9 protein-coding genes and 1 pseudogene are annotated in these 11,683 nt (G+C 39.5%); 2 read left to right on the top strand and 8 right to left on the bottom strand.

The annotated features are described in order from the left end of the window. Nucleotides 1–291: 291 nt before the first annotated feature. The 5 genes from L692_RS33600 to L692_RS0118555 all read right to left on the bottom strand — a co-directional run bounded on the left by L692_RS33600 (nucleotide 292) and on the right by L692_RS0118555 (nucleotide 7,065). Nucleotides 292–555: a CHAP domain-containing protein gene (locus tag L692_RS33600; protein ID WP_232238825.1), complete on the bottom strand. Its 264-nt coding sequence runs from the start codon at nucleotides 553–555 to the stop codon at nucleotides 292–294. A gap of 66 nt (nucleotides 556–621) precedes the next feature. Next, nucleotides 622–1,101 carry a hypothetical protein gene (locus L692_RS33595; protein WP_232238824.1) on the bottom strand — a complete coding sequence of 160 codons (480 nt, stop codon included), beginning with the start codon at nucleotides 1,099–1,101 and terminating at the stop codon, nucleotides 622–624. An 876-nt stretch (nucleotides 1,102–1,977) separates the two neighbouring features. After that, entirely contained in the window at nucleotides 1,978–3,798 is a 1,821-nt protein-coding gene (locus tag L692_RS0118565) for a hypothetical protein (RefSeq protein WP_025701579.1), read from the bottom strand. Further along, nucleotides 3,788–5,773 (bottom strand): McrB family protein, encoded by a 1,986-nt coding sequence (locus L692_RS0118560; protein WP_025701578.1) that lies wholly within the window; start codon nucleotides 5,771–5,773, stop codon nucleotides 3,788–3,790. Before L692_RS0118560 ends, L692_RS0118565 begins: the two co-directional genes overlap by 11 nt. Further along, on the bottom strand, nucleotides 5,770–7,065 hold the full coding sequence (locus L692_RS0118555; RefSeq protein WP_025701577.1) for a hypothetical protein: 1,296 nt from the start codon (nucleotides 7,063–7,065) through the stop codon (nucleotides 5,770–5,772). Before L692_RS0118555 ends, L692_RS0118560 begins: the two co-directional genes overlap by 4 nt. A gap of 457 nt (nucleotides 7,066–7,522) precedes the next feature. On the opposite strand from L692_RS0118555, the pseudogene L692_RS29365 reads away from it, so the two are divergent. Continuing rightward, nucleotides 7,523–8,873 (top strand): annotated as a pseudogene (locus tag L692_RS29365) (IS1380 family transposase). Between the two features lie 348 nt (nucleotides 8,874–9,221). Further along, nucleotides 9,222–9,590, top strand: a complete 369-nt coding sequence (locus tag L692_RS31960; protein WP_156940499.1) for a BLB8/JUQZ-1 family protein — start codon at nucleotides 9,222–9,224, stop codon at nucleotides 9,588–9,590. Between the two features lie 118 nt (nucleotides 9,591–9,708). On the opposite strand, the gene L692_RS0118530 is transcribed toward L692_RS31960, so the two are convergent. The 3 genes from L692_RS0118530 to L692_RS0118520 form a co-directional block, all read right to left on the bottom strand. Beyond that, nucleotides 9,709–10,845 carry a DUF4179 domain-containing protein gene (locus tag L692_RS0118530; RefSeq protein ID WP_025701573.1) on the bottom strand — a complete coding sequence of 379 codons (1,137 nt, stop codon included), beginning with the start codon at nucleotides 10,843–10,845 and terminating at the stop codon, nucleotides 9,709–9,711. Next, nucleotides 10,829–11,380: an RNA polymerase sigma factor gene (locus tag L692_RS0118525; protein WP_025701572.1), complete on the bottom strand. Its 552-nt coding sequence runs from the start codon at nucleotides 11,378–11,380 to the stop codon at nucleotides 10,829–10,831. The genes L692_RS0118530 and L692_RS0118525 overlap by 17 nt, the downstream gene beginning before the upstream one ends. Nucleotides 11,381–11,487: 107 nt before the next feature. Next, nucleotides 11,488–11,683: 23S rRNA (pseudouridine(1915)-N(3))-methyltransferase RlmH (locus tag L692_RS0118520; RefSeq protein WP_025701571.1), on the bottom strand; the 196-nt coding region annotated here is incomplete at its 5' end.

Raw genomic sequence — 11,683 nt, 5'->3', positions numbered from 1 at the left:
ACAAGGGAAGTTATTGCTGCTATGGGGATTGGATTGGAGAAGAATTAATCACATTTTGATTGAGGCAAGTTAGTTGATTTCATTTTATTGATGATATGGTTCACCGTGCTGTCTGTAACGGCAAGTTTAAGGCCATCCTTTTCGGATGGCCCTTTCTTTGGAATATTGAACTTACCTATCCGTTGAATAACTGTATCGGTTTACAGTAATTAACACATAGTCATATATTCGCCATCGAAATTAAAATGGTAACCGTTATCTATACGGATATATCCGAGAATACAATGACCTTTATCCCTGTATAAAAACATTGGAATAGTTTTTATTGTCTTTGTTACCTTCTGCAACCAAAACTTTGTTGTCATCACAAGCTAAAACACTTCCAATATAACCGTGAGAATTATCGGACAAAAGCTTCTCGTAAACGACAATATCACCACGTTCTGGAAAAAAACCTGTTTCAGGCAACTGGGCCCAATCCAACCATGCGCCAACCCCAGCTAATCGAAACTTACGATTGGGATATCGAATTGGTAGTAGCAATCCGGCCTGCATACAGCAGTAGTAAACGAATGCAGCGCACCAATTACCTTCAAGTACTTTATAGATATCAGAGTCCGGCTAATACTTGCAGATTTCACGATAGCGTTCATCTTCCGGGACACCAATAATGTTTTGCCCTGCAAGCACTTCTGCAAAATCGGCCAGCATAAGGCATCTGTCTTCAGTGTCTCTGCTTATCGTTCCCGTATCAACATTGGATTCCGCTTCTACATGTTCCTCAGGAATCCCCAATTCAACAAATATCTTTCGCAGTCTATGTATATCCATCTTGGATAAATTGTAATCAGTATTCTGAAAGTACAAGTGTATTAAAATAGCGTCTTTAATAATTTCTTCGTATGGGCCATGGACTCGATGTCTATCTTCTTGATAAAAGATTGATCGAAGAATGATTGACAGCTCTTCGTCAGTAAAGATTTTGGTGCTACGTAATATCGGTCTTACTGCATCTGCGCTGTTGGGGCCGGGGAAGCATTTTATTCCTGTCTTATAGAAATAAAAACCGTGGAGTACCCCCGACAAAAGTCCCTTTTTCATTTTGTAGCACAAATAAACTCGCAGAAGCCCATTAACGACTGGAGAGTGAACTCTCCCGTTCTTATAGCCGGTATGCTGTAAATGCAGGCTCCTGCGAGTTTTCCTCAAAAAACTTGCCGCTATTTATTTATGATACGGCTCAGATTATACGGTATAACGGCTAAATTTTTCGTCATTTTCATAATTAGAGCATGACGGAATTTTAAGCTTCCGACAGTCCTCTTCTACAGATACTGTCATAAAGTATTGAAGAAGATACGTTAATGGTGGACGATACCACGTATGACACGCCATAGCGTACTTAGGGCTTGCTGAACAAGTCCGAAATATACAAGAAATCATGCATAATATGCAGGAATGGATCTATGACGGCAAAATCTAGAGTCTAAAAGGCTGCTCTGGGCATAAAATGCTCTGTTCGCTGTCCTTTTTCAAGAGATTTGTGATGTATATTGGTCGGCAAAATGGTTACAGGTGCAAGGTTTTTTAAAGAAATCCCGCAAAAACCTTGCACTTGGTCAAATATAAAATCTCAGTTTTCCAATATTTTCTCCAATTCTTTCACGATTTCTCACGTTTATGCATTATTCAGCAAGCCCTACTTAGAACCAAACCATTTTTCATGCAACTTCCCCAAACATCCTGAGCCTCATATGGTTGACTCGATTTACCAAGCCATGGTTCGCACCTCATAATCAGAACTCACAAAAAGGAGCTTCACCATAATTTGATGAGCTCCTTTTTTACATACTCAGTATGAGTGTTTGTCAGTTAGACAGATAACGTTATTATATGAAGATGCTAGTTGAATACATGAAGTGATATCGTGAACGTGGCTGAAAAGTCTTTATTATTTAATCCAAATTATCCCTTGTATCAGTTGTCCTTGCTTTGTTCAATCCAAGCGGATATCTCACCCATCAGTTCTGAGAATCCAGTGATCTGGTCTTGATCGATCTCCGGGAAAAGCTGGATAAATGTAAATGGGTATTCTTCTTTTTTTACAGGTGCTTCTCGATCTCTTGAGTATACACAAAGAACTCCGTCAACCACTGGACGCTTATAACTTACTACCGTATGTTCACCACGGTAAAAGATCGTGTTGTATTTGGATAATTGCGAATATACATTGCTCGAATAATTGTCATTATGAAGAGCTTTGTATTTCCGATGTTTCGCATCCATTACAAGCGTAGAGAGAAATACTGAATGCTCCTCTTTCCTGTATAAATCAACACGGATATCCGGCTGGATTAAACGGGGGGAATAGAAAGGATCATTCCTGCTTAAAGCATCTCCCCGCATGTATATTATTTTATCGTACCATACATGAACGATTAAATGTTCATTTTCTAACTCGATTCTAAACCCGGATGGCATTTCCCGGAAATCATCTATAGTATAAGAATTTCGCATCGAAAAGCCATTTTGCCGCAATATCTCTACGACCTGAAAAAATACAAACTGTTCATACACTTTCCAAGTAGGCTTTAAAATTTGGACGATATGGTTGCTCTTACTTTCACCAACGAGAGTTTTTCTACTTTGTTCATATAAATCGCTAATAATTCGATAGCTTCGATCTTTTAACTGCGGCTTCTTGCGTGCCCTGCTTACTTCTAATAACCCCGTTGATGAAAGTACATATCCAAAACGCCCATATAAATTTTGAAGGAGGTCTATCCATCTTGTCAGCACTTGTAATTGTTTCTCTGCCTTTTTTATTTCATCGTCCAATCGAAATGTAATGGATCGCATCGAATCTTTTGATTCTTTAGAAACTTCCTTCTCATTCAGCCAGTAACGCTTGCGCTCTTCATTACGCATTTTTTCTTCCTCATTGTTTCGAATCACAAACTGTTGTTTCTTGCAATCGCTTTGTATCTCCCGTTCGACTTGATTTAGCTCGTTCATCCAAGATGAAATCACATGCTTGATCCATTGATTAGCAGGGAGATCTACTGTGAGAGCCTTCCTTTTATTAAGATCAAACGCAGAGGCTCGCATTTCCTTCCAGCGTAAGCCTTTATGGTCTACCTTACGCTCATACGGTTTGATTACATACTCAGTTCTTACTTCTGAGTGAAGGTTTCGCTCCAAATAAGTAAGCGAAGCATAGAGCCTATCCTTTTCATTTATAAGCTGCAGTACATAGTCGTAATACATTTTTGAATTCAGCAGTTCATACTCATTACCAGTTGATCTGCTGGTATACACAAGTTCATAACATATTCCTACAATCTCTTGCTCCAAAACCATGTGCATATGCTGTACTTGTTCTGACGAAAGATGAATAGGAGAAACCAGTATCGCAGAAGCGTAAATGACTTCATCATAGTGAACTTCAAGATAATAGACGCCAAGCCTCCAAGGATATGTCTGATTTCTCTCATGATTAAAAAGGTACCTCTTATCACCTTTATGCGATATTGAGATTTCTAGATCCACCTGTTTTCCTTCATCATTATATGTACTACTTTCAATGATAAGTTTTGCATGGGGGTCAAACACAAATCCCTCTCTTGGATAGAGCCTGGCACCAATTTGAACGCCTTCTTTTACTTGCACAAGATCTTGAATGGATTTTGGCGACACACCACCTCTATTCCAAAACTCTCTCACTGCTCTCGTATTTTGCGGCGTATCGTCAGTAAAAAACTCTAATGCAAAAGGCAATGATTCTGGACTATAAAGCATACCCGTTCCTCGTCAATTCCTTCGCTTTTTGCTCAAGGAAGTTTAAAGATGCTTTAAAATCATCTTCACCGTTGGAAGCGGTACGCTCTTCTAGAAGCAGACGTGCGATATATCCCCGTTGATATTTGTTATTGCCCAAGTCGTAGCTTCCGACGAGCTCTTGAATTTGTTCCCGATGACCTCTTATTTTCGTTAAAATGCGCTGCTTGATCTGATAATCAAATGCTGTCTTTCTTGTAACAAAAGGGTTTCCTTCGCTGACTTCCGGAATATTGGATAAGTATTTCCCGATCCCCTTTGCTATACGAAAGCTAACACCAGTTTGTGAATCATACTCACGCATTAATTCGTGAAGCCGGTCTAAAAGGGATATTTCACTTTCCTCCAGACGTGATTCTTTATCTACCCAATAGTCTCGATAAGTATCTCGATTAACATTCATTTCCATATCAAAAGAAAGGGTCTCTTCTTCTTTTTCCTCCATGGCTTGCCCAAAAGCTGTTTTTTCAAGAAAAATGACATTCATCCTATCGAGCATTCTATTGGAGAAATCTTTAGTTGTTTCATCGAAATTGGCCGTGCCAACAAATAGCACATTATCATATATACTGATTCCGTCTTGTAGTTTCCGATTATGACAAATTGCATCTTTACTATAAACACGGAGTGTCCGTTGATCCTTAGGCATTTCAAGTAGCGAGATGAACGGCGAAAAATAATGCTCAACTTGTCCTAAATTCATCTCATCAAAAAGTACCATATACAGCTCGTTTTTGTTATTGCTTGCCCTTTCCAAGAACGAAACAAGACCTGTCTCGCTTTCCATGAAAAGACCGAGTTGATGGTTTAAATAGCCAAGGATATCAGATGGTTCTGTATAAGAAGGCGAAATGGGAACAACCAATAAATTTTCATCTTTTTTAAGCCCCAGTGCTTTGGCATAAAGCAATGCGAGCTGCGTCTTGCCTGTTCCACTCATCCCTCCAAGGACAGCGATATTCTCCGTCTTTAATGCTGTATGAAAGTTAACAAGCCCTTCTTCTTCTTGATATACCAGACCTTCTGCTGCGGTGTAATGCTTGAGTCTCGCGATAAAATCCGCCTCGGATAATGTACGTGGTGATTTCGGTATTTGATCTTTCATTTCTTCTTTTTTCGGTTGCGGGGCCTCTCCTTGAACAATGCTGTTTCCACGCTGATCAAACAGGTCTCGAAGATCACTAGCATATTTTGCCGTTATAAATCCAAGTTCTCTGTATGCACATTTCATATGATCCCAAAAATTTTCAATCTCACTTACAACTAATCTCTTAACGGATTGAGGCTTCATTGCATAATATAAATTATTGTTATTTCCTGTAACCAAAACATCTTGCTCAGGTATAAAGTATAAGTATCCATCGCATAGTATGAATTCAGGTATTTCCATATAAATGGGGTAATCAGGGAGCTGAACAGGCGCTTTGTCTAAAAGTGACCTTTCAAATCTGGCAGCAGGAACCCCCTTTTTCACCTGAGGGATTGCCACATAATCATTTGCTTCATTTTTATCATCGGACACTAACACAATTTCAAAATTATAATGATATTTGTGTACCGTACTATCGTGTCTCAAGTTCAATTTTGGCTTAAATAGAATTAATTTCCCCTCTAAATGTTCATGTAAAAATTGCACCTTGTCTGCTTGCTCATAATATTTGATACTCTGAAGGTAACGGCTGTTAAAATCATCAAAAGACACATAACATTCCTTTGGACTTTTGCCCAAATCATCCTTTAGTAATTTCGGTTCATCGCTAACTGCCTGCAAGTAAAATACAACATTGTTTTCGTTTCGCTGGCTAATGGAAACTGCTTTTCTTTCCCTACCCAATGCTGGTATTCTGTCTGGATCTGACTCGTCTGCCAATCGACCTAGTATATAACAACTACTGATCTCTCTTTTTACTTTTTCATTTATTAAAATCGAACTCATGGCACATATTCCTCCGTTATATCTTTTTCAATAACTTGTATGTATTGTTTGAGAAGTTCTATATAATCGTTGTATTCTTCAAAGTAAAATTCGTTTTCGTTAAGAAAATTCTTAATGTGTAACCAATCCTGTGTATTCTTAAAGGATTGCCGGTCAATAAACCACACTTTATTTTTAAGTTTAAAGATAGTTCCATTTTGTTTTTCTTTTAACAAAAAGTTTTTTGAAAAAATCGATTTTGAAAACACCTCTTTGATCCGTGGGTCTGGACTGTCTGTGACGATAATCGCATCTATTGAAAGAGGTACTAATTCCTCAAATAGTTCTTTGATTTTTTCCGCATATATTCGTTTTTGTCTCTCGTTCTCTCGTTCGTTTTTTACAATTTGCAATTCAGCTTTGCTAAATGTTAAAGCTTTGTCTGTCGTTAAGATTTTATCAGTAAGCTGCACTATCTCATCTTGTAGGCAGTGATTCTTTTCCTTTGCTTGTTCAAGTTCGATCATCAAGCGTGAACATTGTTCGTTTGTCGCAACCGTCTCCATTTTCACTTGCTTAAACGCTTCCGTCTTCAGGTTCTCCTTCTCTTCTAAATACATGGAAAATGCAATTTGCTGGAGTCGTTCTTGTTCCGGTAGCATTGCTATAACAGCAAGAAATCTATCAAACGAATTAAGCGATGCAATGTAGTTCAGTTTCGACCTTTCGTTTTCGTTCTCGTCAAGCCTCGCCTTTATTGCTTCCCACTTTTCGTTTGCTCCAATGGATTCTATAAACTCGGTATATTCATCTACCGTTGGATAGAGAATGCCATTACCAATCCTCATGATGGCCTTATTCACCATCTCATCTTCGTTAATATTAAAGATCCCTTGAAAAAGTGGCTTTTTCTCTACTGCATTTTTTTTAATTGCGTCAGAGTGTTCTGTATACTGATCATTATGCCATTCATAAATAATAGCAATTTTCTGGTATATCCGAAGCTGTGAACACAAATCTAGTTCCACTGCAATCTCTTCGAAGGATAAGCTTTTCCAGTTCTCAGGTATCTGCTCTTTTGCGTCTTCTGCTATTTCTGCGTAAAACAAATGCATCGGAATTTTTCCGCGTATCGCTTTTCTTGTACCGATCCCTCGAACTAATGCTGAAGTGACAACACCCCGCAATTGTTCAACCGGTCGAGTTGAAAGCTTATCTTTTCGAAACCCATCAATCGATAAATTAAACAGGTTGCATATATGCAGTAAGTCAGATTTTAATAACAGTCGCGGCAACCATTCGCTCTCATGCATACTTACTCCCCCTACTCTATCCATTAATTTACCACGACAGTATATATCAGACAACGACAAAATTAGCGCTATGTTGTCATATCAATTGGGCATTTTGGCATCAAACCTCTCAAATGTACACAATCCCCAAACAATATCGACCGATATACGATAGATCGGGTTTATCGGAAGGCTATACTGATATAATTTTTAAGCATGGTTTCTATCATCATAGATTTCGAATCAGATTTTTCCAAGTGTTCGATCATTCATTTGTTGTTGCCTACAATGGAGAACCCCCAATTTGCAAATTATCCATTCGATTTATTCAAAGCGAAGCCAATTTGTTCTACATAAGCTGAATCCTGAATTCGTGAAACCAAATACTGAAAAGGTTAGAAAAACAGACTCCGGTGAAGTAAACTAACGAAAAGGGAAGAATTCCCGTATTTCTTAAATTCACCTGGGAGGTGCACACATGAACCCTATACGTTTTCAACTTGATCAGTCCTTGGAGTGGCTCACCGCTCACTCCGGTTTGGCCCTCATTGGCCTGCTTCTTTCTCATACCCGGATTGCCAAACGGCTCATTCGGTACGCTCTGCCCGGTGCACAGCACCCTACCGTCACTCACCCGGATGTGATCCTAGCTTATCTTGGATTGCTGTGCCAGGGAAAAAGTAATTTCGACCAGATCGAGCCCTCTCGGGAGGACTGACTTTTCGCGAAGTCCCTAGGCCTGAAACATGTCCCGTCCTCTCCCACCCTTCGACAGCGTCTGGATTTAGCCGCTGCGCACAGCTACGACTGGCAGACGATTTTGCTCGAAGAGTCGGCGGACTTGCTGCACGCTCTGAACGCACCGCTGACCCCTGCTCAGGCCACACTCCCTGAAGGGAAAACGTTGTCCTGGCTACCGCTGGACCTGGACGTCTCGCCGTTCGACAATAGTAACACCCGGAAAGAAGGCGTGTCCCTGACGTACAAAAAGGTGGACGGCTATGCGCCGTTTTTTGCCTATCTAGGGCAGGAAGGCTATGGCATCAACGTCAATCTGCGCGAAGGCAGCATGCATGTGCAAAAAGAAGCGGCTGCGTTTCTATCGCACAGTCTGGACTATGCCCGCCGCATCGCCAATTCGCCGCTGCTCGTGCGCATGGATGCTGGCAATGATGCGCTCGAGAATTTGAACGTGTGTCTGAACGAAAATGTGGATTTTATCGTCAAGCGCAATCTCCGCCGGGAGTCGCCGGAAGAATCGCTGATGATCGCCAGGCAGGATGGGATGTGATGGGATGTGAAGAACGGGAAGGCAAGCGCGTGTATTTAGGTTCCATGGAATGGACGGACAAGAAGCTGAAACGTCCGATTCACGTCGTGTATCAAGTCATGGAGCGGACGATGGTCAGCTCCTGCTGGTGCCACGCGTAGAAGTACAGGTGTTTTTCACGACACTGACCTGTTCGCCTTGGCAAGTCATTCGGCTCTACCGTGACCATGCCACGAGCGAACAGTTTCACAGCGAACTCAAGACGGATCTGAATTTGAAGCGTCTGCCCTCGGGTAAATTTGCTGCGAATGACCTGGTCCTCTGTGCAGGTTTGGTTGCGTATAATCTGCTTCGAGCCATTGGGCAAATTTCGCTGCAAGAACCGGATGCTCCAGTGCTAACGAAGGTCAACCGCAGGCGGGTAAAAACAGTCATTGAGAATCTGATCTGGTTAGTTTCGCGCATGGTGGAGCATGCGCGGCAAACGAAGCTTCGCTTCGACAGGCACAGTCTCTGGTTTCCGACGTTTCGACGTATTTATATGAGCTTGTCGGGCTGAAAAACAGGGGACGTATGTTCGGGAAGGGCTTGGTGCAAGGCAAGCTCCGTTTCCCTGTGCCTTAAGGGAGGCAAATCTACTCTCCTCTTTGCTTGTCACACGAATCGCTGCAATTCAAGAGGAGAGTTTCCTCGGGCTTTGATTATTTCACCGATTCAGGTTAAAAAAACATCAGACAATTTTTCTCATAATATTACATTTTTCGCTATTTACATGTTTTTCAATTAATTATAGAATAGAACACAAAGGAGGATAATATATGGTTATTTTGTAAAAAAATAATTTGTAGGCTTTTTTTGTCGTAATAAGTAATATGTACTAAAAAACATACTAGGAGATGATCTACAAATGAAAAAAGTATTGTTAGCTGTATCTATTTCTGCATTAATGTTATCTATGGCAGGTGCTGTTTCCGCTGCACCGGTAACTCCAACATCATCTGAAACCACTTCTGATTTCTCATCAGAAAATGCTAGAATGAATATTACATTTGTACCAGCTGGTTTTCATACAATGGATCAAAATGTTACACTCGTTGGTCTAGGTCAGAAATATCCAATGACAAGTGGAACTAATTGGTTGATTTGGTCAGGTAGTACTGTCGTTAAGCTAAGCGGTAATCTTATAATTAGTATTGGCTATGGACATGCTCAAGTTGGAGCCTATAAAGGTGATGGCACTCTACTTGGTTGGTACTATGTGGATGTAGTAAGATAATCTACGATTATTCTAAAATTGATTTGTTGTTTAAATAGCAGGCTGAGGTTATTCCTTAGCCTGCTATTTAGTTTAGCCTATAATCATTGGACAGATAGTTATAAAGCTTTTAGGATTTTTATTTCGTTGTGATTGGTACGGTGATTTGCAATTCAGGAATGTACTTTACTTTTATATTTCCGTTTTCATCTAATTGGAATTCATTCTTACTGTCTGCTTTGTATACATATTTATATGGTTTAATAATTATTGATTTAGGTGTAGATTCAAACGGTGCAAAACGAGTATCGCTTATCTGAATCCCTCCCCCCGTTGGACTCCATCCATTACCGGAAATTAACTGCATTTTTTTCCCATTCTCATCAAATAAATCATAACCAATCGCTTCATTTGAACTATATAATTGAGAAATACTCATGTTTTGAGGCAGTTCTATCTGTGTAGTTAAGTTCGTTGTCACTGGTGTAAATTCAATTTTTTTAAGTTTGAAATTTATGTCTCCATATTTACGATTTATATTAGGTGTAAGTACCAAATTGTTCTCGGTATTCATTTCTACTGGAAGGTACAAATTGAATTGCTCTTTAATTCCGGGTACTGTAAAATTTAAAGTTAATTCAAATTTTTTCGGGAAAGTTTTTCCTCCCTGATTTTTCAAATCAGCAAATTCCAAAATCATTGCATTTTTATCTTGACTAGGGGACATGAAGATACTTAAGTTGTTATCTTCTGAAGCAGCATAAGTTTTAATTGACTCCCCGTTAATAAACAACTTCAAATCTTCAACTGCTATTGATCCAAGATGACTATTATCTGCACCTTCACGTTCTATTCCAATAGACACACGTGTTCCATCGAATGATACAGCTGTTGCCCTTACCGTTAAACCATTATGCGTATCGCTTGCATCAATTTTGGTTAATAAGCCCTTTTCATCTGCAATTCTCAGTCCAAGATCGTCTGCAAATTGGAAAATACTACTCAGACCTGGAATCTGTTTAATAGAGGCTGCCATTGTAGGAGAAATAAATGCAGTGCCTGCTATGATGGTTAAGAAAATGATTGATGCAGCTATAGATATCCACGCTTTTCTCCATCCTTTACTATAATGACGAGTAACATTTTTGATTTTTATATTATTTTTTCCATAATGTTGCATAATTCGGTCGGTTAAATTAATCTCTACTGGCGTTTCTAAAATTAATTTTTTTAACTTCATAATCTCATCATCCTGATGATCAATATGATTGTTCATATAAGTTCACTCCCTTTTTTACCTGAATTAACTTTTTACGAATACGTTCATATTTCTTTCTGATGTTTACTGATTTTGAATCCATAATAAATGCGATTTCATCATAACTGTATTCTTCGAGAATCCTTAAAAGTAATATTTGCCTTTCCTCTGAGCTGAGCTTATCTAAGCACTCATAAATGAAGTCCGTATATTTATGATCTTGTTCTTGATGTTTGTTCATATGATAAAGATCTAATATTTTTTTTTCTCTATTTTTCTTTTTAAGCAAATCAGTACAATGATTCCTTGCAATTTTATATAACCAAGCGGAGAATGAAGCAGTGTAATTAAACTGTTTAATATGCTCTAATGCCTTAATAAAAGTTTCTTGTGTTGCATCTTCAGCTTCCTCCTGATTTCGAAGTAAGTAATAGCAATACAGATATATTGGTCTTTGAAACCTATCTAAGACTACAACATAAGAATGCATATCCCCTTTCTGAATACTACCCAATATGGATTTCAAATCTACATCCTTCTCATCAATGATCATTAGAAACCTCCTTTCATGTATATAACTAAAAAACATAGGCATTTGTGACATAGGGGTAATAAAATTTATTAAAAAAATCCACAATAAAATCACTTTAAATTTTCGCCCTATTTATGATACGGTTCCCCCCGATTTATCTTCACCGCCCGATAAATCTGCTCGGTGAGCACCAGGCGCATGAGCTGGTGGGGCAGCGTCATGCGCCCGAAGCTCATGCGCTGCTGCGCGCGGCGCATGACTTCATCGGAGAGCCCATGGCTCCCTCCGATGATGAAGACGACATGGCTCGTCCCGTAGGTGCCG

It is taken from the genome of Paenibacillus forsythiae T98 (assembly GCF_000520735.1).
Classification (GTDB): domain Bacteria; phylum Bacillota; class Bacilli; order Paenibacillales; family Paenibacillaceae; genus Paenibacillus_AQ; species Paenibacillus_AQ forsythiae.
Note: the sequence above shows the minus strand (reverse complement) of the source record. Positions and strands in the feature narration are given on the sequence as shown.

What these genes read in the sequence shown, in the direction of transcription:
- L692_RS33600 (WP_232238825.1), bottom strand. Translation starts at nt 555, where the DNA reads ATGCAGGCCGGATTGCTACTACCAATTCGATATCCCAATCGTAAGTTT.
- L692_RS33595 (WP_232238824.1), bottom strand. Translation starts at nt 1,101, where the DNA reads ATGAAAAAGGGACTTTTGTCGGGGGTACTCCACGGTTTTTATTTCTAT.
- L692_RS0118565 (WP_025701579.1), bottom strand. Translation starts at nt 3,798, where the DNA reads ATGCTTTATAGTCCAGAATCATTGCCTTTTGCATTAGAGTTTTTTACT.
- L692_RS0118560 (WP_025701578.1), bottom strand. Translation starts at nt 5,773, where the DNA reads ATGAGTTCGATTTTAATAAATGAAAAAGTAAAAAGAGAGATCAGTAGT.
- L692_RS0118555 (WP_025701577.1), bottom strand. Translation starts at nt 7,065, where the DNA reads ATGCATGAGAGCGAATGGTTGCCGCGACTGTTATTAAAATCTGACTTA.
- L692_RS31960 (WP_156940499.1), top strand. Translation starts at nt 9,222, where the DNA reads ATGAAAAAAGTATTGTTAGCTGTATCTATTTCTGCATTAATGTTATCT.
- L692_RS0118530 (WP_025701573.1), bottom strand. Translation starts at nt 10,845, where the DNA reads ATGAACAATCATATTGATCATCAGGATGATGAGATTATGAAGTTAAAA.
- L692_RS0118525 (WP_025701572.1), bottom strand. Translation starts at nt 11,380, where the DNA reads ATGATCATTGATGAGAAGGATGTAGATTTGAAATCCATATTGGGTAGT.